Genomic DNA, 21,475 nt, shown 5'->3' on the forward strand with positions numbered 1-21,475 from the left:
TCGCATACCACTGCCACGATGACGAGCGGCGGGCGCGACGCCGTCACTGGCTCGGTGCCGCGGACACTGCTCGTCCTCGCGGTGCCCCTCGTCGCCCAGAACGTCGTCCGCGTCGTCCAGCAGATCGTCGACACCGTCTGGGTCGGTCGCCTCGGCGAGGACGCCGTCGCCGCCGTCGGCCTCTCCGTCCCCGTGGTGGCGCTGGCGTTCGCCGTCCTCGTCACGCCGTTCGTCGGGACGCAGCTCCTCGTCTCCCGGCGGGTCGGTGCCGACGACGAAGCCGGCGCACGACGGCTGGTGTTTCACGGCCTCTTGCTCGCCTGCGCCGGCGGCGTCGTCGTCGGGGGACGGTCACGGTCGGTGCCGAGCGACTCGTCTCGCTCGTCGGCGATCCCGCGGTGACGCCGCTGGCGGCGACGTATCTCGCGACGGTCGTCTTGGGTCTGCCCGTCGCTGGGATGAGCGACGCGCTCGAAGGCGGCTTCGTCGGCTGGGGCGACTCCCGCGCCTCGCTGTACGTCAACGTCGCGACCGTCCTCACGAACGTCGCGCTCGACCCGGTGTTCATCTTCGGCGTCGGCCCCGTACCGGGGATGGGCGTCCGCGGGGCCGCGCTGGCGACGGTCGCCGGCTACGTCGCCGGCTTCTGTCTCGCCGTCTGGCTCTCGGTCGGCCGCGGGCGGCCGTCGCTGCTGCCGTCGTCGCCGTCGCTCTCCGCCGCCGAACTCCGCGAACTCCTCGCCGTGGGGCTGCCGGTCACCGGTCGCCAGGTCGTCCGCCAGACCGTCCGGGTGCTCGTCGTCGGCGTCGTCGCCGTCACCGGCGGGGCGGCGGGGCTGACGGCCTACACCGTCGGGTCGCGCGTCGCCAGCGTCGCCGTCCTCCCGTCGGTCGGCCTCCAGCAGGCGACCCAGAGCGTGGTCGGACAGAACCTCGGGGCCGGCAACCGGTCCCGCGCCGGCCACGCGACTCGCGTCGGCGTCGCCCTCGCCGTCGGCGCGCTCGCGCTCCTCGGCGTCGTCCAGTGGGCCGTGCCGGAGACGCTGGCGCACCTGTTCGTCCCGGGCCTCTCCGGAACCGGGCGCGCGCTCACCGTCGCCTACCTCACGATACTCGCGTACGGCTATCCGGCCATCGGGGCCGCGGACCTCCTCGTCGCCGGCTTCGACGGCGCGCGACGCACCCGGACGAGTTTCGTCGTCGACCTGCTGAAGTACTGGGGCGTGCGACTGCCGGCAGCGGCGCTCTCGCTGCCGACGGCGTTCTCGGTGTCTCTCCTCGGCGTCACCCTCTCGCCCGGCCTCGGGTTCGGTATGGCGGCCATCTTCTGGGCCGTCACCGGCTCGAACGTCCTCGCCGCCGTCGGACTCGGCGTCTACTACCGCTACGCCGTCCGCGCCGGCTTGTTCTCGCAATCGGCGGCCGTCCCCGGGGACTGAGCGCCGCGTCGCCGTGGAGGGTGCCACCGCGGGCGGGGAGCGCCGCCGGCCGCGGTGCCGCGACGGAAACGCCTTTGCCGTCGGCGTCCCCCTCTTCGTCCATGTCGCTCGTCCCGTTCTCGCCTGTCACTTCCCTCGCGTCCCGCCGCGCACGCGGGGTGGTGTCGACGTGAAGGTAACCGAGGCTATCCCCGACTTCGCCGAGGCGTTCGGCTTCGAGGAGTTCAACGCGATGCAACGCGAGGCCCTCCCCGCGCTGCTCGAACGCGACGGCAACGTCGTCGCCTCAGCGCCGACCGCCAGCGGGAAGACCGCCCTCGCGGAACTCGCCATCTGCCGAACCCTCCGCGACGGCGGGACGGCCCTCTTTATCGCCCCGATGCGCGCGCTGACCAACGAGAAAGAGAGCGAGTGGGAGCGCTTCGAGGAACTCGGCTACTCCGTCTACGTCGTCACCGGCGAACGCGACCTGAACCCGCGCCGCGCTCGCCACGCCGACATCCTCGTGATGACGCCCGAGAAGGCCGATTCGGCCACCCGGAAACACGACTCGTCCCGGTACTCGTTCGTCACCGACGTCGACTGCTGTATCGTCGACGAGGTGCATCTCCTCGACTCGGACCGTCGCGGTGGCGTCCTCGAAGTGACGGTCTCCCGACTGCGACGCCTCTGTGACCCCCGCTTCGTCGCCCTCTCGGCGACGATGCAGAACGTCGAGGACGTGGCCGATTGGCTGGACGCCCCGCCGGCGTGTACCTTCGAGTTCGGCGACGACTACCGCCCGGTCGACCTGCACGCCGGCGTGAAGACGTACAGCCACGGCGAGAACTCCTTCGCCGACAAGTACCGCCGCCTCTATCGCGCCCTGGACCTGGCCGAACCGCACGTCCGCGACGAGGGCCAGGCGCTCGTGTTCGTCTCCTCGCGACAGGACGCCGTCCGCGCGGCCGCCAAGGCGCGCGACGAACTCGCCGAACGCGACGTGCCGATGGGTGCGCGCGGCGACTACGACTTCCACACCGAGGCGAAGGAACTCGGCAACGACGAACTCCGGAAGGGCGTCCTCGACGGCGTCGCCTTCCACCACGCCGGCCTCGGACGAGGGGACAGAGACCGCATCGAGCGGTGGTTCCGCGAGGGGAAGATCCAGCTCCTCTTTTCGACCTCCACGCTCGCGTGGGGCGTCAACCTCCCCGCCAGGTGCGTGGTCATCCGCGACACCAAATATCACGACCCGCTGGAGGGCGACGTCGACATGAGCCCGCTCGACATCCTCCAGATGCTCGGGCGCGCGGGCCGGCCCGGCTACGACGACGTGGGGTACGGCTGGGTCGTCTGTGACCGCTCGGACGCCGACCGCTACCGGCGACTCCTCCGCGAGGGCAAGGAGATCGAATCGCGCCTGGACGCGGACCTCGACTCGCATCTCAACGCCGAGATCGCCATGGGGACGATCGCGGACCTCGACGACGCCCTCTCGTGGCTCCAGACGACTTTCTACTACGTCCGAGCGCAGTCGGCCCCCGACGCCTACGCCGGCGACCTCCGGGCTCGCCTGCGCGAGACGCTCGAATCGCTGGTCGACCGGGGGTTCGTCGCCACCGACGACCTCGACGTCGAGGCGACGCCGCTCGGCCGCCTCGCCTCGAAGTACTACCTCCGACTGGAGACCGCGCGGCGGTTCCGCGACCTCGCCGACCGGGAGACCGTCACCGTCGACGCGGTGCTGGAGACGGTGGCCGGCGCTGCGGAGTTCGACGACGTCTCCGCTCGGCAGTCGGAGGCCGACGCCGTCGACTCCGTCCTCTCGCGCGAGACGGACCTCGAAGACGGCCAGCGGAAGGTGCTGGCCATCCTCGAATCCAGCATGGCCAGCGCGACGCCGGCGGACCTCAGGAGCGACGCCTGGGTCATCCGGCAGAACGCCCTCCGAATGCTCGCCGCCCTCCGGGAGTTTCTGGGCGAGTTCGCCGGCCCTCGGGCCGCGAACCTCGCGCGCCGGATCGAGGCGCGCGTCGAACACGGCGTCTCGCGGGACGCAGTCGGCCTGACCGCCGTCGACGGCGTCGGCGCGGGCCGCGCGAGCAACCTCGCTACGGGCGGGCTCACTCGCCCGCGCGACGTCGTGGACGCGGGCGTAGAGGGGTTGACGGCGGCGGGTCTCTCGGCCGGCGTCGCCGAGCGCGTCGTCGAGAGCGCCGGCGAACTGCCCGCGATCGACGTCGACTGGGGGTCGTTCCCCGACTCGATCGCCCGCGGCGACAACGCGATGCGCGAGGTGACGGTCCACAACCGCGGCGGCGGCGCGCGCGTCGGCGTCCGCGTCACCGTCAACGGCGTCGAGATGCACGAGAAGACGACCTATCTCGCCGACCGCACGACCGTTCCGGTCGGCGTCTTCGGAGCCACCGACGACGAACTCGACTACCGCGTCGAGGTGACGTTTCCCGACCTGCCGCTGTTGCCGGCGACGGCGTCGCGGGTCGTTCGCGTCGACTGACCCCGTCCCCTCTCCGCAACACCGTTTCTCGGCGTCGACGACACCGTCCGCGTCGAACGGGACCGCCTCGGCTCCCATGCGCCGCGGGAGCGACGTCGGCCGAGGCCGAGGGTTGATAGCCGGTGATGGGACCATTCCGCCCCATGTCCGACGCGATGCGCGTGTTCGCCGGTGAGTGTACGACTACCTTCGAGGACCGCATCCAGCGGGGCCACGTCGTCGTCCTCGTCAAACCCGACCGAACCGTCCTCGTCCACGACGCCGACGGCTACCAGCCGGTGGCGTGGCTCACCCGCCCCGATTCGCTGACGGTCGAGGCCGACGACGCCGGCTTCGGCCTGACCGCCCGCACGACCGAGCGAACGCTCCGCGTCGTCTCGCACTCGCTGGCCGGCCGGGCGACCTACCCCGTCTCCGAGGCGGGCGTCCCCGTCGGTCGCCACCCCGAAACCGGCGGGACGCTCGTCCGGACCCGAGGATCCGTCGTCGATCTGGAATCGGACGACGAGTATCCGCTCGTGAGCGGGGCGTCCGTACTGGACGAGACGTGTCCGCAGTGTGGCCTCCCGACGATGCGCGTCGAACGCGGCGACGTCTTCGAGGTGTGTATCGATCGGGCGTGCGACCCACTCGACGACGCGGTGACGGAACGGTTCGACCGCGAGTGGGCCTGTCCCGACTGTGGCTCCGACCTCCGGGTCATCCGCCGCCGGGGTCGCCTGCTCCTCGGTTGTGACGCCTATCCCGACTGCGAGACGGCCGTCACTCTTCCGGCGGGCGTCGCCGTCGGCGACTGCGACTGCGGCCTCCCCGTCTTCGAGACGGCGACGGGACGACGGTGTCTCGACGGCACCTGCGACCGGTGGGCGGAGTGACCACAGGCCCTATATCTCCGCCACCCCGCGACTAGCCCATGAACGGAACCCTCCGGGGCGAGGTCGTCCGCGTCGGCGGCAACGCCCGCCAGCGGTTCTACGACGCGCGGGGCTACGGCCGACCGCTCGACGGCAACGCCATCGAACTCGCGCCCGTCGAGGCCGCCCACCTCCTCTTTCGGGGCGACCTCGACGCCGTCGAGCGCGAGGCGTCGGAGACGCCCGGGGAAGCCGGCGGGCGGGAACTCGACTTCCGCGCGTTCGTCGAGGAGACGGGCGTCGCCCTCGCGTTCGTCGTCTACAAGGACCTCCGGGAGCGCGGGTTCTACCTCTCGCCCGCGCGTTCGGGCTGGGTCGACGACCCCGAGGGAGCGGATTTTGTGGTTTACCCGCGCGGCAAAGGCCCCGAGGACGGCGTCGCGGCGTATCGCGTTCGCGCCATCAGCGAACGCAAGACGGTAGCGGCCGCTGCCCTCGGCGATCTGGTGTTGGCCATCGTCGACGAGGACGGCGAACTCACCTATCTGGAGACGTCGCGCCCGGAGATGGGCGGGACAGCCGCCTACGACCCGCCGTCCGGCCTCGACGCGACGCTGCTCGAAGACCGAGTGTTCGTCTGGGACGCCCCCGAGAGCCTCTATCGCGAGGGGTTCTACGGTCAGCGACTGGCGGGGCGGGACGCTGACGGCGGTCCGCTCCAGCTGTCGCTGGTCGAGGCCGCGCATCTCGCCCAGCGGGACGCCCTGTCGACTTCCGCGGCCGAGGTGGTGGCCTGCGGACGCGACGTCGAAGGGGCGCGCTTCGACCGGCGACTGCGCGCCTACGCGTCGCTCCGGGCGGCCGGCTGTGTCCCCAAGAGCGGCTTCAAGTTCGGGGCCGACTTCCGGACGTACGACGCGTTCGAGAGCGTCGACGAGATGGGCCACTCGGACGACCTGGTGCGGGTCGTCAGCCCCGACCACGAGTTTTTGCCGCGCGACCTCTCGCTCGACGTCCGCCTCGCCGGCGGGGTTCGGAAACGAATGGTTTTTGCGCTGACCGACGTGAACGAGGGGATAGACTGGCTCTCGGTCTCCCGTCTGACACCATGACACGAGACATCCGCCCACGGGACGACGACCGCCCCGTCGCCGCCGACGGAGGGACAGCGCCCGGAGCAGACGACGTCGCACTCGACCCGTGGGGGTCCTCGACCGTCGAGGACTACCGAAACCTCTTCGCCGAGTTCGGCATCGAGGAGTTCGACGAGCTCCTCGAGGCGGTGCCCGACCCGCATTACCTGATGCGCCGGGGGTCATCTTCGGCCATCGCGACTACCGCCCCGTCGCCCGCGCCATGCGCGAGGGCGAGGACTTCGCCGTCCTCTCGGGGTTCATGCCGACCGGCGACCCGCATATCGGCCACAAACTCGTCTTCGACGAGATCATCTGGCATCAGGAGCAGGGCGCGGACGCCTACTCGCTCATCGCCGACCTGGAGGCCCACAGCGCGCGCGGCCTCTCGTGGGACGAGATCGACGAACACGCCCGCGACTACCTGCTGAGCCTCGTCGCCCTCGGCTTCGACCCCGAAGACGGCGAACTCTACCGGCAGTCGACCAACCGTGAGGTGCAGGATCTGGCGTTCGAACTCGGGAGCAAGGCCCGGTTCGCCGAGCTGCAGGCCATCTACGGCTTCGACGGCGAAACCTCGGTGTCGCACATGCAGTCGGTCGTCACCCAGATGGCCGACATCCTCTATCCGCAGTTGGACGAGCCCAAACCGACGGTCGTTCCGGTCGGACCGGACCAGGACCCGCACATGCGCCTCGCCCGCGACGTGGCGACGCGGATGCGCTACTTCAAGGTGACCGAGGCGTACGCGAGTTTCGAAGCCGACGACGCCGAGCGCGAACATCTCGCCGCCGCCTACGCCGCGCTCGACGACGACGGGGAGACGGTCCGCTGTGTGGACGCGGCCGACTGGCTCGAAGCCGAGATGGCACCCGACGCGGACCGTGATCGGGCCGTCGAGAAGCTCCGCGCCGCCGGGAAGGAACCCCTCCGCCCGCGCGTCCGATTCCTCGACCGCAACGCCACCGACGAGGCGTTCGACGCGCTCGTGGCGGCCATCGACGGCGAGAAACGCCGCTACGAGGAACACGCCGACGCCTTCGAGATGGACGTAGAGCGCGCGGAGGAACTCGCGCGCGAGATCGAGGTCGACCACGGCGGCTTCGGCTTCGTCCCGCCGTCGTCTCTCTACCACCGGTTCATGACCGGCCTCACCGGCGGCAAGATGTCGTCGTCGGTCCCAGCCTCCCACATCTCGCTGCTGGACGACCCCGAGGACGGCTACGACAAGGTCAAGTCGGCGACGACGGGCGGCCGCGAGACGGCCGAACTCCAGCGCGAACTCGGCGGCGAGGCTGACGAGTGTCCCGTCTACGAACTGTACGCGTACCTCCTCTCCGGCGACGACGACGCGTTCGCCCGGGAAGTGTACGAGGAGTGCGTCGGCGGGGAACGCCTCTGTGGCGGCTGTAAGGAACAGGCCGCGGAGTTGATGCGGGAGTTCCTCGAAGACCACCAGGAGAAACGCGAGGAGGCGAACGAACTGCTGGAGTCGCTCGATATCGACCTCGACTCCGAGCGCCGGGGCGTCCCGGGCGACGAACACTGACGGCCGTTCGGACGCTCCCGACCGCCGACGTTCGCAACGTTTTTGCTCCGGTGTGGTCACCTCTCCCACATGGCGACCGAACCCGCCGTCAACGCGCCGTGCGCTCGACTGCTCTCCGCGCCGGGATTCGGTTTTTTCTTCGCCCGCTGAGGTCGGCGGACTCCGCCCGCGGCGGGCGGACGAAATCGACCCCGTCGAGTGCGTCCGTGAGCCTTCGGAACTGCTAACTGACCGGCAATCGGTTGACGACACAACCAGAATGCAACTCCCGGAATCACAGGTCGCGGTGTTGAACGCCGCGAGCGCGACGGAGGAACAGACGATCGAAAGACTCGCGGAGGTGACGGACCTCGAACCGGAGACGGTGACGGGTGCGGTCTTCGACCTGCGCGACGACGGCTTGCTGGCCGTCGAAGAGCGGGTCGAGGAGACGGTCGAACTCACGGAGGAGGGCGAACTGTACGCCGACGACGCGCTGCCCGAACTGCGACTCTACGACGCCGCCGTCGAACTCGGGGCCGACGAGGCGGCCGTCCCGATGGGACAGGTCGTCGGCGCGTCGGGGCTGGAGGGGCCACGGGTGGACATCGCCCTCTCGAACTTCGCTCGCAAGGGGTACGGCTCCATCGACGACGGCGAGGTGGTCGCCGACGCGGACGCCGACCCCGAGGCGGACGCGGAGGCCCGCGCGCTCGAGGCGATCGCGGCGGGCGACGACGTCGACGTAGAGCCGGCCACGCTCGACCGACTCGAGAGCCGTGGGCTGGTCGTCCGCGACGAACACACGGTCCGGTCGGTGACGCTCACCGACGCCGGCGTGACGGCGCTGATGGAGGGCGTCGAAGTCGCCGAGACGGTCGACCGCCTCACGCCCGAGCTGCTCACGTCGGGCGAGTGGCGCGACGTCGAGTTCACCGAGTACAACGTCGAGGCCGACGCCCCCGAGATCCGGGGCGGTCGGACGCATATCCTCCGGCAGACGGCGGACAGGGTCAAGGACGTCCTCGTCGGCATGGGCTTCGAGGAGATGGAGGGTCCACACGCCGACGCGGAGTTCTGGATCAACGACTGCCTGTTCATGCCCCAGGACCACCCGCGCGGACCCACTGGGACCAGTTCGCCCTCGACGTGCCGCCGATGGAGGACATCCCCGACGAACTCCTCGAACGCGTCGCGGACGCCCACCGCAACGGCGTCGGCGCGGACGGCGACGGCTACCGCTCGCCGTGGACCGAGGAAGTGGCCCGCGAAATCGACCTGCGGGGCCACACCACCTCGCTGTCGATGCGCTATCTCTCCGGGTTCGCACAGGGAGAGCTCGATCCGCCACAGCGCTTTTTCAGCGTCGAGAAGGTGTACCGCAACGACACCCTCGACCCGACGCATCTACTGGAGTTCTTCCAGATCGAGGGCTGGGTGATGGCCGAGGACCTCTCGGTGCGTGACCTGATGGGCACCTTCGAGGAGTTCTACAACCAGTTCGGCATCACCGACCTGCAGTTCAAACCCCACTACAACCCCTACACGGAGCCGTCGTTCGAACTGTTCGGCCACCACCCCGAGACGGGCGAACTCATCGAAATCGGCAACAGCGGGATGTTCCGCGAGGAGGTGCTTCGCCCCCTCGGCGTCGACTGCGACGTGATGGCGTGGGGACTCGCCCTCGAACGACTGCTGATGCTCATCTACGGCTTCGAGGACATCCGCGACGTCCACGGGACGTTGTGTGACCTCGAACTCCTGCGGGAAACGGAGGTGCTCCACTGATGCCCGTCGTCGACGTCGATCCCGACGAACTGCGCCGACTCACCGGCCACGAGGAGAAAGACGACGACGAGCTGAAGGAGGACCTGTTCGCCCTCGGTCTCGAATACGAAGGCGAGACCGAAGCGGGAGAGATGCAACTGGAGTTCGGCCCCGACCGACTCGACCGCCTCTCCGTCGAGGGCGTCGCCCGGTCGCTTCGCTACCAGTACGGCGACGACCGAGGGGTGTACGTCCCCGACACGAACGACGCCGGCTGGACCATCGCAGTCGACGAATCGGTGCCGGACGAACGCCCCTACGTCACGGGCGCGGTCGTCCGCGGCGTCGACCTGGACGACGACGCCCTCGATTCGCTCATCCAGCTGCAGGAGAAACTCCACGCGACGATGGGTCGCAAGCGGGCGAAGGGCGCGATCGGTATCCACGACCTCACGATGCTGAAAGGCGAGGTGCCGGGCGGAGAGGGCGGCCCCACTATCACGTACCGCGGCGTCGCCCCCGACGGCGACCGGTTCGTCCCCTCGACGCCGACGCCGAGATGACGCCCGCGGACGTTCTGGAGGACCACCCGACCGGGCGCACCTACGCCTCCCTCGTCGAGGAGTACGACCGCTACCCCGCCATCTACGACGAGATCGGCCTGTTCTCGTTCCCGCCGGTCATCAACGGTCGCCGAACGGAGGTGTCGACGGGCTCTCGGGAACTGTTCGTCGAACTCACCGGCACCGACCAGTGGACCATCGACCGGATGTGTAACATCGTCTGCTACGCCCTCGACGCGCGCGGCGCGACGATCGAGCGGGTCGACGTCGACTACCCCGACGGAACGCTCTCGCGCCCCGACTTCGACGTCGAGGAGAAGACCGTCGACCACGCGCAGATCGAGCGGATGCTCGGCGTCGACCTCGATCCGGAGACGGCCGTCGACCTGTTCGAGCGCTCGGGGCTCGACGCCGAGAGTGAGGCGTCGGAGACGCCTCGGAAAGACGGCGAAGCCGTCGACGACGCCCCCGCCTACGAGGTGTCGATTCCGCCGTATCGCGTCGACGTCCTCCATCCCTACGACCTCGTCGACGACGTGGGGCGGGCCTACGGCTTCAACGAACTCGACCCCCGGTATCCGGACGTGGCGACGGTCGGCGGCCGACACGACCGCTCGAAACTCGAAGACGCCGCCAGGCGGTCGCTGGTGGGGCTCGGCTTCGAGGACCTGCTGAACTTCCACATGATTAGCGAGGAAGAGAACTACGACCGGATGCGAGTCGAACCCGGAACGGACGCGGTGGGCGGCGGCGACCCGGTGACTATCACCGAACCCTACAGCGAGGACTACACCATGCTGCGGACGTGGGCGCTCCCCTCGCTCATGATGGTGCTTGAGAACAACACCCACCGGGCGTACCCGCAGGACCTCGCGGAGATCGGCCTCGCGGCCGAACGCGACGACGACGAGAACACCCGCGTCGCCGAACACCGGACCGTCGCGGCCGTCCTCGCGCGCCACGACGCCACCTACGAGGATGCCAAGGCGCGCCTGGCCGCCCTCTGTGCCGACTTCGACGCCGACCTGCGGACGCCGCGGACCGACCACCCGGCGTTCATCGGCGGCCGCGTCGCCGAGGTCGTCGTCGACGGCGACGCCGTCGGCGTCGTCGGTGAACTCCACCCCGAGGTGCTGGTCGAACACGACCTCGAACTGCCCGTCGCGGCGTTCGAACTCCGGCTGGACGCGCTGAAATAGACGGACCGAGGCGGTTCGCGACGCCGAATCTTCGCCCCCGTCCGCCACGACTCCCAGTTCGATCGACTGACGAAGTTTCGCCGTCGCCGTTCGCTATCGACACAGATTTGGTTTGGCGTTGGAGGTTCGTCGCCGTTTCCGTTCGCCGTCGACGCAGATTTCGGTTCGTCGGTGGAGTTTCGCCGCCATCTCTGCGGTTTTTTGGTCCAGATTTTTGCGGGGGCGAGCAAAGCGAGCCCCCGCAAAAAGGTGGAATCGAGTCATTTAACAGCGAACCAAGCGGTAGAATCGTTCGAGAATGCCCAGCGGAGAATACGACCCGGAAACCGTCGAGCAGAAGTGGCAGGACAGGTGGGTCGCGGACGACACCTACGACTACGAGGGTGGAGCCGTAGACCCGAACACCGTCTTCGCCATCGACTCGCCGCCGCCGACGGTGTCCGGGAGTCTCCACTGGGGTCACGTCTACGGCTTCACGCTCCAGGATTTCGTCGCCCGGTTCAATCGGATGCGCGGGAAAGACGTCTTCTTCCCCTTCGGCTACGACGACAACGGTATCGCCTCGGAGCGCCTGACCGAGTCGGAACTCGGCGTTCGCCACCAGGAGTACGAACGCCACGAGTTCCAGGAGATGTGTCGCGACGTCTGCCAGGAGTACGAGGCCGACTTCACGGAGAAGATGCAGAACCTGGGCATCTCCATCGACTGGGACCAGACCTACCGGACCATCGCGCCGCGAGTCCAGCGCATCTCCCAACTCTCTTTCATCGACCTCTACGAACAGGGCCGGGAGTACCGCAAGCGCGCTCCGACCATCTGGTGTCCGGAGTGTCAGACCGCCATCTCGCAGGTCGAAACCGAGGACGACGAACGCGGGTCGCATTTCCACGACATCGAATTCGCCGTCGTCGACGGCGACGAGACGTTCACCATCTCGACGACGCGCCCGGAACTCCTGCCGGCGTGTGTCGCCGTCTTCGTCCACCCCGACGACGACGCGAACCGGCACCTCGTCGGCGAAGAGGCCGAAATCCCGCTGTTCGGTCAGCGGGTGCCCATCATCGAGGACGAACGCGTCGACATGGAGACGGGGTCGGGCATCGTCATGTGCTGTACCTTCGGCGACCAGACCGACATCGAGTGGTACCAGGCCCACGGCCTGGACCTCCGGCTCGCCATCGACGAGTCCGGGACGATGACCGAGGTGGCCGGCGAGTACGAGGGCCTGTCGGCGGAGGAGGCCCGCGAGGCCATCGTCGAGGACCTGGACGACGGGGGCTACTTGCTTGACCGCTGGGAAATCTCACACGTCGTACAGGTCCACGAACGCTGTGGCACCGGCATCGAATTCCTCGTCACCGAGCAGTGGTACATCAAACTGCTCGACAAGAAAGAGGAGTATCTCCGGGCCGGCCGAGAGATGGACTGGTATCCCGAGAAGATGTTCACGCGGTACAAAAACTGGATCGAGGGGCTCCAGTGGGGCTGGTCTATCTCGCGTCAGCGCTCTTCGGGCATTCCGTTCCCCGTCTGGTACTGCGACGGCTGTGACACCGAACTCGTCGCCGACCGGGAGCAACTCCCGGTCGACCCCCTCTCGGACGACCCGCCGGTCGATTCCTGCCCCGACTGCGGGCACGACGAGTTCGTCCCCGAGGACGACGTCTTCGACACGTGGGCCACCTCCTCTCTGACCCCGCTCGTCAACACCGACTGGGACTGGGACCCGGAGGCCGAGGAGATGGTCGTCGGCCGCGAAGAGCTCTACCCGATGGACCTGCGCCCGCAGGGCCACGACATCATCTCCTTCTGGCTCTTTCACACCGTCGTCAAATGTTACGAACACACCGGCGAGGTGCCGTTCGACCAGGTGATGATAAACGGGATGGTGCTCGACGAGAACCGCGAGAAGATGTCCAAATCCAAGGGGAACGTCGTTTCGCCCGACGAGGTGCTCGACCAGTTCCCCGTCGACGCCGCGCGCTACTGGGCGGCCGGGAGCGCCGTCGGCGACGACCTGCCGTACAAAGTGACGGGCCTGCGCGCCGGCGAACGCCTGATGCGGAAGCTCTGGAACGCCTCGAAACTCGTCGACTCGCTCACGCCCGAGGAGCGCCTGGAACGCCCCGAACTGCGCGAGATCGACCGCTGGCTGCTGGCCGAACTCGACGCCCACGTCGAGTACGTCACCGAGCAGTTCGAGAACCGCGCGTTCTCGAAGGCCCGGGACGACCTCCGGAGTTTCTTCTGGCACACCTTCTGTGACGACTACCTCGAAATCGCCAAACAGCGCCTCCGCGACGAGGACGACCCGTCGGCGGCGTACGCGCTCCAGACCGCCCACCGGCGGTTCGTCAAACTGTTCGCGCCCTACCTCGCGCACATCACCGAGGAACTGTGGAACGACATGTACGAGGGCGGGAGCGTCCACCGGACCGACTGGCCCGAACCGCTCGGCCTCGAAGCCGACCTGGAGGCGGGCGAGACGGCGATGGCCGTCGTCGGCGCGCTCCGCAAGTACAAGACCGACCACCAACTGCCGCTGAACGCGGACCTCGATACGGTGCTGGTCTACGGCGACGTCGAGGGATTCGAGGACGACGTCCGGCGCGTGATGCACGTCGAGACGCTCGAAACGAGTTCGGAGGAACCGCCAGTCGAATCAGTCGTCACCGGCGTCGACCTCGATTACTCCGTCGTCGGCCCCGAATACGGGAGTCAGGTCTCCGACATCGAGGCCGCTATCGAGGACGGCGAGTACGACGTCGTCGACGGCGAACTCCACGTCGCGGGCGTCGAACTCGACGCTGAGATGTTCGAAATCGAGGAGGAGCGGCGTTACGCGGGCGAGGGAGTGATGGTCGAAGCCGACGACACGGTCGTCATCGTCCGGAATTAGAGGTCCGCGCCGACCGCGTCCTCGACGGAGGAAAAGCCGTCCCGGTCGAGCAGTTCGAGCAGCCCGCGATTGATGTCGCGCGCGAGGGCGGGGCCCTCGTAGACGAGGCCGGTGTAGAGTTGGACGACGTGTGCGCCCGCGCGAATCTTTCTGTACGCGCCTTCGGCGTCCGAGATGCCGCCGACGCCGACGACGGGGACGTCGGTGCGCTCGGCGATGAATCGAATCGCGTTCGTCGCCGTCCCCTCGATGGGTTTTCCCGAGAGACCGCCGCGTTCGACCCGGTTCGGGCTTTCGAGGCTCTCGGGGCGGCCGACGGAGGTGTTGGTGGCGATGACGCCGTCCAAGTCCAAGTCGTCGACGACGGCGAGTGCGTCTTCGATGGCCGACTCGGCGAGGTCGGGCGAGAGCTTCACCAGCAGTGGGGATGCGCCGGCGTCTCCGAGCGCGCCGAGGATGGTCTCCAGCGACTCGCGGTTCTGGAGTTCGCGAAGGCCGGGCGTGTTCGGACTGGAGACGTTGACGACGAAGTAGTCGCCGGCGTCGGCGACTCGATCGTAGGTGTAACAGTAGTCGTCGGCCGCCTCCGAGAGCGGCGTCGACTTCGACTTGCCGATGTTGACGCCGACGGGGGCGTCGGGCAGGGGTCGGGCGTCGAGTCGAGCACCGATCCGGTCGGCTCCCTCGTTGTTGAACCCCATTCGGTTCACCAGCGCTTCGTCCTCGCGGAGGCGAAAGAGGCGGGGACGGGGGTTTCCCGGTTGGCGTTCCGCGGTGACGCCGCCGACCTCGACGTGGCCGAAGCCGAGCGCCGTCAGCATCGACGGAATCTCGGCGTTCTTGTCGAACCCCGCGGCGACGCCGACGGGGTTCTCGAAGGAGCACCCGAACGCGTCGACGGCGAGTCGGTCGTCCTGGACGCGATAGCGCCGGCGGACGGCGGCTTCGATCGGCGTGTGCTGGACGCTGTCGAGGGCGCGATGGACGAGTCCGTGGGCGGTCTCCGGCGGGAGCGCGAACAGGGCCGGTTTGACGAGGTCGTAGATTCCCCCGACGCCCGGTCGCCCTCGCTCCGCGTCGAGAGGCGGTTCGGTCATGTCGTCGTTAGAAGTCGTGTTCCACGTCGTCCGGATCGGCCTTCTGGATGATGATCTTCCCGTCGCGAACGCGGACGAACACTTCGTCGCCGATATCCATGCCCGCGACGGCGAGTTCGTCCTCGTGGAGGTTCACGTGAACGTTGTGGTACTCCCCGTTTTCGTCTTTTGCACCGCTTGGGCTGAGCTTCTTTTTCCGGACCATCGGGGTTGTCAGGGGTTTTCGCCACAGGACATACATAAGTGTTGTCTCCCCGTCCGACGCCGTGAGCGTGCGAAATTTCCCGGTCGGCGTGGCGTCCCAGTCGCCGCGACCGTGGGCCCAGATACGAACATCTTTTCGGTTCGAGGGTTCACTCCGCCGATATATTTATGTCGTGGCATGTGTTCGGTTGCCATGGAGGGTAGAAATCATGGTACGCGAGGACGGTAAGCGGAATTTCGTACTGCGCAAAGAGGACGGGACGGAGTCGAGCGTCTTCTCTGGAAGTATGCCGCGACAGGCGGCACTGAAAGCGGCCCGCCGACTGGACCCCGCCAGCTCGGAAGAGGAGGCGAAAGACGACGCGACCGAGATCCGCCTGCGAGAGAAAGGCACCGACAAGGTACACATCTTCGACGCGTGGGCGTGGGAGACGGAAGCCCCGTCGGACAAACCGGACTGGATGGGTAGCGAAATCACCAAAGGGAACGTCTCGAAGAAAGGCATCGAACACCTGGAGGAGTGAGCGTTCCACGCACGGGTCCATCCCGTGGATAGCTGCTGCCGTCCTCGTCGGAGGCGAGGACACCGACGTGTGCCAGTCGACTCGCCGTTGAGGCGTCTCTCGCCCGGTGCGAGTGACGCCGATCGATAGTCCTTTGCGTCGCACGACGTAGTTTCTCACGCGCGGCTATCACCCGGTCGAACCGTCCGTACAAGCGGGGGATGACCGACCGGCCTCCTACCGCGCGACATTTCTCACGTGCGTAGGCGCGCCCGTCGCCGGCTCTCGCTCGTGTCCCCCGCTGTACGGGTGCTCGGCCCACGGGACGCTCGCCCATGAAATCGACTGACGAAGCGGGGTCTCTTCGACGCGCTTATGTGGGGTACTCCCCTCACGATGAAGTACGCAGGTCGCCGGGCGACCGGCGACGGAGGTTACCCCGTCTCGGCGGTAATCTCGTCCGCCCGTCTCGATCGACGAGCGGGACGGACCGAAGAACACGTTCGCGTCGTCGGTAATCGACTGCCGGCGACGAGTCGCATTCGACGCCCTTAAGTGTAACAGGGCGTTCGGTATGGATGCGAAGAAGCGGGCGAGGCGGGGCGATTCCGTCTCGCGGGTTCGGACGCCAGTCCGAGGGAATCAACGGGTTTATACTCGTCCCTCGCGTTGGTTGAAATCCGAACGAAAACGTGAGGATTCCACCCCTGCGGTCCGCCGTACAGAGGGAATCTGATGTGAGCCTTGATAGTTCGGTGTCACTCGGGTGTGTCCCGGTGGCGTCGAACTCTGGACCTTAGATTGATGGAGGTGCTCTTCACAGAGCATCCCGCCATACCCCCTCCTTTGGAGGGGACACTCCGGTTGATCCTGCCGGAGGTCATTGCTATTGGGGTCCGATTTAGCCATGCTGTTGTGCGAGTTCAGCCTCGCAGCAAATAGCTCCGTAACACGTGGCCAAACTACCCTACGGAGGAGGATAACCTCGGGAAACTGAGGCTAATACTCCACACCGTACTCACGCTGGAACGCCGAGTACACCAAACGCTCCGGCGCCGTAGGATGTGGCTGCGGCCGATTAGGTAGACGGTGGGGTAACGGCCCACCGTGCCGATAATCGGTACGGGTTGTGAGAGCAAGAGCCCGGAGATGGATTCTGAGACAAGAATCCAGGCCCTACGGGCGCAGCAGGCGCGAAACCTTTACACTGCACGCAAGTGCGATAAGGGGACCCCAAGTGCGAGGGCATACAGTCCTCGCTTTTCTGTACCGTAAGGTGGTACAGGAATAAGTGCTGGGCAAGACCGGTGCCAGCCGCCGCGGTAATACCGGCAGCACGAGTGATGACCGATATTATTGGGCCTAAAGCGTCCGTAGCCGGCCACGCAAGTCCGTCGGGAAATCCACCAGCCCAACTGGTGGGCGTCCGGCGGAAACTGCCTGGCTTGGGACCGGAAGACTCGAGGGTACGTCCAGGGTAGGAGTGAAATCCCGTAATCCTGGACGGACCGCCGATGGCGAAAGCACCTCGAGAAGACGGATCCGACGGTGAGGGACGAAAGCTCGGGTCTCGAACCGGATTAGATACCCGGGTAGTCCGAGCCGTAAACGATGTCTGCTAGGTGTGACTCCCACTACGAGTGGGTGTTGTGCCGTAGGGAAGCCGCTAAGCAGACCGCCTGGGAAGTACGTCCGCAAGGATGAAACTTAAAGGAATTGGCGGGGGAGCACTACAACCGGAGGAGCCTGCGGTTTAATTGGACTCAACGCCGGACATCTCACCAGCACCGACAGTGGGAATGAAGCTCAGTGTGATGAGCTTAGCAGACCCACTGAGAGGAGGTGCATGGCCGCCGTCAGCTCGTACCGTGAGGCGTCCTGTTAAGTCAGGCAACGAGCGAGACCCGCACCCCTAATTGCCAGCAACACGTTCGCGTGGTTGGGTACATTAGGAGGACTGCCGTGGCCAACACGGAGGAAGGAACGGGCAACGGTAGGTCAGTATGCCCCGAATGTGCTGGGCTACACGCGGGCTACAATGGTCGAGACAATGGGTTCCTACCTCGAAAGAGGACGGTAATCTCGTAAACTCGATCGTAGTTCGGATTGAGGGCTGAAACCCGCCCTCATGAAGCTGGATTCGGTAGTAATCGCGTTTCAACAAAGCGCGGTGAATACGTCCCTGCTCCTTGCACACACCGCCCGTCAAAGCACCCGAGTGGGGTCCGGATGAGGCCTGCTCAGCAGGTCGAATCTGGGCTCCGCAAGGGGGCTTAAGTCGTAACAAGGTAGCCGTAGGGGAATCTGCGGCTGGATCACCTCCTACAGACCGGGACCTCCCACCAGGGAGGCCCACACCACTCATAAAGGTCCACCCGACCCACCCGGACACGCCCGAGCACCCAAGAACTATCAAGGCTCACACTCTCGCCCCCCATCCAAGGGGTGGGCCCGTAGCTCAGCGGCAGAGCACCTCCTTTGCAAGGAGGAAGCCCTGGGTTCAAATCCCAGCGGGTCCATGCAAGCCCATCCCACCGACCGCCCGAACCGCACGCCTTAAGTGCACGACGGCGCGACGATGTGATGGCACTAACCGATGCACCACTCCGGGCAACCGCGAGTGGGAAGGGTCGAACGCACGACCGCTTACCACCCGGCGTGCGTGATGAAACTGTGTGTACGTGCAATCCAGGCGTCCACTGGACCCGACTCGCAAGAGTCACCGACTTATAGTCGAACCGGGTCAGTGCAACGCAATCCAACAACAACTGGCTACTTTGCCAGCTGGTGAATAGCTCGGCTCGAGAGCCGACGACGGACGTGCCAAGCTGCGATAAGCCTCAGGGACCCGCATGGAGGGAAAGAACTGAGGATCTCCGAATGGGAATCCCCACCGCAATTGCTTCGCGCAATGGGGAACGCTCTGAATTGAAACATCTCAGTAAGAGCAGGAACAGAACGCAACAGCGATGTCGTCAGTAACGGCGAGTGAACGCGACACAGTCCAAACCGAAGCCTTCGGGCAATGTGGTGTTCGGACTGACACTCATCACTCGACCAGTCTCGCGAAGTCTCCTGAAACGGAGCGCGACACAGGGTGACAGCCCCGTACCGAGACCCAGTAGAGTGTGCGTCAGTACCAGAGTAGCGAGGACCGGATATTCCTCGTGAACACAGCAGGCATCGACTGCTAAGACTAAATACTCCTCGAGACCGATAGCGAACAAGTAGCGTGAGCGAACGCTGAAAAGCACCCCGAGAAGGGCAGTGCAATAGGGCTTGAAATCAGTTGGCGATAGAGCGACGGGGCATACAAGGTCCCACGAGAAACGACCGGCGAGCGATCGCCCAGTAGGAATCGTGGGAAGCCGGTGTTCCGTCGTACGTTTTGAAAAACGAACCAGGGAGTGTACTTGTTTGGCAAGTCTAACCCGCGAATCGGGGGAGGCACAGGGAAACCGACATGGCCGCAGTCTTCACAGACCAGGGCCGCCGTCTTCAAGGGCGGGGAGCCAACCGAGTACGACCCGAAACCGGGTGATCTACGCGTGGGCAAGGTGAAGCGTGGCGAAAGCCACGTGGAGGCCTGTTAGGGATGGTGTCCTACAATACCCTCCCGTGACCTATGCGTAGGGGTGAAAGGCCCATCGAACCCGGCAACAGCTGGTTCCAGCCGAAACATGTCGAAGCATGACCTCTGCAGAGGTAGTCCGTGGGGTAGAGCTACCGATTGGATGACCCGCCTCCGAGAGGAGTCGGCCATCCTGTCGAACTCCGAACCTACGGACGCCGTGGAAGCAGGGAGTCCGGTATGCGGGGTAAGCCTGTGTACCGTGAGGGAGACAACCCAGAGTGAGGTTAAGGACCCAAAATGTGGACTAAGTGCGATCGAAGGTGGTCCCGAGCCCCAGACAGCCGGGAGGTGAGCTTAGAAGCAGCTACCCTCTAAGAAAAGCGTAACAGCTTACCGGCCGAGGTTCGGGGCGCCGAAAATGATCGGGGCTCAAGTCCACTTCCGAGACCTGACGACACTCGTCAAAGAGTGATTCCGTAGGCTGGCATTCCGGTCGGGTGGAAGTACGGACGAGAGTTCGTATGGACCGACCGGTAACGAAAATCCTGGTCATAGTAGCAGCGAAAGTCGGGTGTGAACCCCGACGGCCTCAAGAGCAAGGGTTCCTCGGCACTGCCAATCAGCCGAGGGTTAGCCGATCCTAAGGCCTACCGTCAGTCGAGTAGGTCGAACGGGAAACTGGTTAATATTCCAGTGCTATCATACGTTGAAAGTCGACGCTTCAGGAAACATCGAGCCGGGCCTTCGCCCGGTCGAACCGAGGAAACGCGTGGAAGCCGTAACGGCAGGAAGCGTGTGAAACTCGGGACAGGGAAACTCGATGGTACCCGGAGCCCGTGAAAAGACGAGTATGATATTCGTACCGAGATCCGACACAGGTGCTCAGGCAGCGAAAGCCAAGGCCCGTCGGGAGCAACCGGCGTTAGGGAATTCGGCAAGTTAGTCCCGTACGTTCGCAATAAGGGATGCCTGCCCCGGAATGGGGCAGGTCGCAGTGACTCGGGCGCTCCGACTGTCTAGTAACAACATAGGTGACCGCAAATCCGCAAGGACTCGTACGGTCACTGAATCCTGCCCAGTGCGGGTATCTGAACACCGCGTACAAGCGGACGAAGGACCCGTCAACGGCGGGGGTAACTATGACCCTCTTAAGGTAGCGTAGTACCTTGCCGCTTCAGTAGCGGCTTGCATGAATGGATCAACGAGAGCGCCACTGTCCCAACGCTGGGCCCGGTGAACTGTACGTTCCAGTGCGGAGTCTGGAGACCCCCAAGGGGAAGCGAAGACCCTATAGAGCTTTACTGCAGGCTGTCGCTGGGACGTGGTCGCTGATGTGCAGAGTAGGTAGGAGTCGTTACAGAGGTGCGCGCGCCAGCGCGTCGCCCAGACACACATGAAACACTACCCGTCAGTGACTGCGACCCTCACTCCGGGAGGAGGACACCGGTAGCCGGGCAGTTTGACTGGGGCGGTACGCGCTCGAAAAGATATCGAGCGCGCCCTATGGTCATCTCACTCGAGTCGGGAACTCGAGGAAGAGCGCAAGAGCAAAAGATGGCCTGACAGTGACATTCCCAACGAGTGTCGCTGACGCGAAAGCGTGGTCTAGCGAACCTACGACGGTCCTCAATGGGCCGCGTAGATGACAGAAAAGCTACCTTAGGGATAACAGAGTCGTCACCGGCAAGAGCACATATCGACCCGGTGGCTTGCTACCTCGATGTCGGTTCCCTCCATCCTGCCTGTGCAGAAGCAGGCAAGGGTGAGGTTGTTCGCCTATTAAAGGAGGTCGTGAGCTGGGTTTAGACCGTCGTGAGACAGGTCGGCTGCTATCTATTGGGGGTGTTACGGTTCCTGACAGGAACGTCCGTATAGTACGAGAGGAACTACGGATGGGTGCCACTGGTGTACCGGTTGTCTGAGAAGGCAGTTGCCGGGCAGCCACGCACCACGGGGTAAGAGCTGAACGCATCTAAGCTCGAAACCCACCTGGAAAAGAGGGACCACCGAGGCCACTCGTAGAAGACGAGTTCGATAGACTCGGGGTGTACGCGTCAAGGCAACGAGACGTTCAGCCCGCGAGCACTAACAGGCCAAGCCACAGTCATACGCATTGTACTGATCCGACTCGTTCGAGTCGGGTCCAGGCGTAAACTGGATTGCACGAACACACACACAGACAGACCGATACTGGCGCATCGTGGTTCGATTCCAC

The 21,475-nt window shown here is 65.8% G+C and carries 9 protein-coding genes, 1 tRNA gene, 2 rRNA genes and 3 pseudogenes; 13 read left to right on the forward strand and 2 right to left on the reverse strand.

Annotated elements, in window-relative coordinates; translation table 11 throughout:
- Nucleotides 1-18 precede the first annotated feature (18 nt).
- The 9 genes and pseudogenes from ACFQJD_RS16495 to ACFQJD_RS16535 all read left to right on the forward strand — a co-directional run bounded on the left by ACFQJD_RS16495 (nt 19) and on the right by ACFQJD_RS16535 (nt 13,882).
- Nucleotides 19-402: an MATE family efflux transporter gene (locus ACFQJD_RS16495; RefSeq protein ID WP_379799702.1), complete on the forward strand. Its 384-nt coding sequence runs from the start codon at nt 19-21 to the stop codon at nt 400-402.
- On the forward strand, nt 399-1,439 hold the full coding sequence (locus ACFQJD_RS16500; protein ID WP_379799704.1) for an MATE family efflux transporter: 1,041 nt from the start codon (nt 399-401) through the stop codon (nt 1,437-1,439). Before ACFQJD_RS16495 ends, ACFQJD_RS16500 begins: the two co-directional genes overlap by 4 nt.
- Before the next feature lie 169 nt (nt 1,440-1,608).
- A complete protein-coding gene (locus ACFQJD_RS16505) occupies nt 1,609-3,939 on the forward strand; it encodes a DEAD/DEAH box helicase (RefSeq protein ID WP_379800575.1) in 2,331 nt (776 codons plus the stop codon).
- 143 nt (nt 3,940-4,082) lie between these two features.
- Nucleotides 4,083-4,814, forward strand: a complete 732-nt coding sequence (locus ACFQJD_RS16510; protein WP_379800577.1) for a topoisomerase DNA-binding C4 zinc finger domain-containing protein — start codon at nt 4,083-4,085, stop codon at nt 4,812-4,814.
- A 38-nt stretch (nt 4,815-4,852) separates the two neighbouring features.
- On the forward strand, nt 4,853-5,905 hold the full coding sequence (gene endA / locus ACFQJD_RS16515) for a tRNA-intron lyase (protein WP_379799707.1): 1,053 nt from the start codon (nt 4,853-4,855) through the stop codon (nt 5,903-5,905).
- Nucleotides 5,902-7,475, forward strand: a pseudogene (locus ACFQJD_RS16520) (tryptophan--tRNA ligase). The gene endA and the pseudogene ACFQJD_RS16520 overlap by 4 nt, the downstream one beginning before the upstream one ends.
- A gap of 259 nt (nt 7,476-7,734) precedes the next feature.
- Nucleotides 7,735-9,242, forward strand: a pseudogene (locus tag ACFQJD_RS16525) (phenylalanine--tRNA ligase subunit alpha).
- Nucleotides 9,242-10,983, forward strand: a pseudogene (gene pheT, locus ACFQJD_RS16530) (phenylalanine--tRNA ligase subunit beta). The pseudogenes ACFQJD_RS16525 and pheT overlap by 1 nt, the downstream one beginning before the upstream one ends.
- A gap of 298 nt (nt 10,984-11,281) precedes the next feature.
- Nucleotides 11,282-13,882: a valine--tRNA ligase gene (locus tag ACFQJD_RS16535; RefSeq protein WP_379799710.1), complete on the forward strand. Its 2,601-nt coding sequence runs from the start codon at nt 11,282-11,284 to the stop codon at nt 13,880-13,882.
- Here the strand turns inward: ACFQJD_RS16535 and ACFQJD_RS16540 are convergent.
- Together ACFQJD_RS16540 and ACFQJD_RS16545 are read right to left on the reverse strand one after the other, a co-directional pair.
- A complete protein-coding gene (locus ACFQJD_RS16540; protein ID WP_379799712.1) occupies nt 13,879-14,979 on the reverse strand; it encodes a quinone-dependent dihydroorotate dehydrogenase in 1,101 nt (366 codons plus the stop codon). The two genes, ACFQJD_RS16535 and ACFQJD_RS16540, sit on opposite strands and share 4 nt — an antisense overlap.
- Before the next feature lie 7 nt (nt 14,980-14,986).
- Complete coding sequence (locus ACFQJD_RS16545) at nt 14,987-15,184, reverse strand: hypothetical protein (RefSeq protein WP_049937926.1); 198 nt, start codon at nt 15,182-15,184, stop codon at nt 14,987-14,989.
- 208 nt (nt 15,185-15,392) lie between these two features.
- On the opposite strand from ACFQJD_RS16545, the gene ACFQJD_RS16550 reads away from it, so the two are divergent.
- The 4 genes from ACFQJD_RS16550 (at nt 15,393) to ACFQJD_RS16565 (ending at nt 21,369) form a co-directional block, all read left to right on the forward strand.
- Nucleotides 15,393-15,707, forward strand: a complete 315-nt coding sequence (locus tag ACFQJD_RS16550; protein ID WP_379799714.1) for a non-histone chromosomal MC1 family protein — start codon at nt 15,393-15,395, stop codon at nt 15,705-15,707.
- A gap of 836 nt (nt 15,708-16,543) precedes the next feature.
- Nucleotides 16,544-18,010 (forward strand): 16S ribosomal RNA (locus tag ACFQJD_RS16555).
- Between the two features lie 123 nt (nt 18,011-18,133).
- Nucleotides 18,134-18,205: transfer RNA gene (locus ACFQJD_RS16560), tRNA-Ala, on the forward strand.
- Between the two features lie 244 nt (nt 18,206-18,449).
- Nucleotides 18,450-21,369, forward strand: a 23S ribosomal RNA gene (locus ACFQJD_RS16565).
- Together the 16S and 23S rRNA genes with 1 tRNA gene alongside form the textbook arrangement of a ribosomal RNA operon.
- Nucleotides 21,370-21,475: the final 106 nt, after the last annotated feature.

Origin of the sequence: Haloplanus sp. GCM10025708 (genome assembly GCF_042663985.1) — an archaeon.
Lineage (GTDB): Archaea > Halobacteriota > Halobacteria > Halobacteriales > Haloferacaceae > Salinirarus > Salinirarus marinus.

What these genes read in the sequence shown, in the direction of transcription:
- ACFQJD_RS16535 (WP_379799710.1), top strand. Translation starts at nt 11,282, where the DNA reads ATGCCCAGCGGAGAATACGACCCGGAAACCGTCGAGCAGAAGTGGCAG.
- ACFQJD_RS16540 (WP_379799712.1), bottom strand. Translation starts at nt 14,979, where the DNA reads ATGACCGAACCGCCTCTCGACGCGGAGCGAGGGCGACCGGGCGTCGGG.
- ACFQJD_RS16495 (WP_379799702.1), top strand. Translation starts at nt 19, where the DNA reads ATGACGAGCGGCGGGCGCGACGCCGTCACTGGCTCGGTGCCGCGGACA.
- ACFQJD_RS16550 (WP_379799714.1), top strand. Translation starts at nt 15,393, where the DNA reads ATGGTACGCGAGGACGGTAAGCGGAATTTCGTACTGCGCAAAGAGGAC.
- endA (WP_379799707.1), top strand. Translation starts at nt 4,853, where the DNA reads ATGAACGGAACCCTCCGGGGCGAGGTCGTCCGCGTCGGCGGCAACGCC.
- ACFQJD_RS16545 (WP_049937926.1), bottom strand. Translation starts at nt 15,184, where the DNA reads ATGGTCCGGAAAAAGAAGCTCAGCCCAAGCGGTGCAAAAGACGAAAAC.
- ACFQJD_RS16510 (WP_379800577.1), top strand. Translation starts at nt 4,083, where the DNA reads ATGTCCGACGCGATGCGCGTGTTCGCCGGTGAGTGTACGACTACCTTC.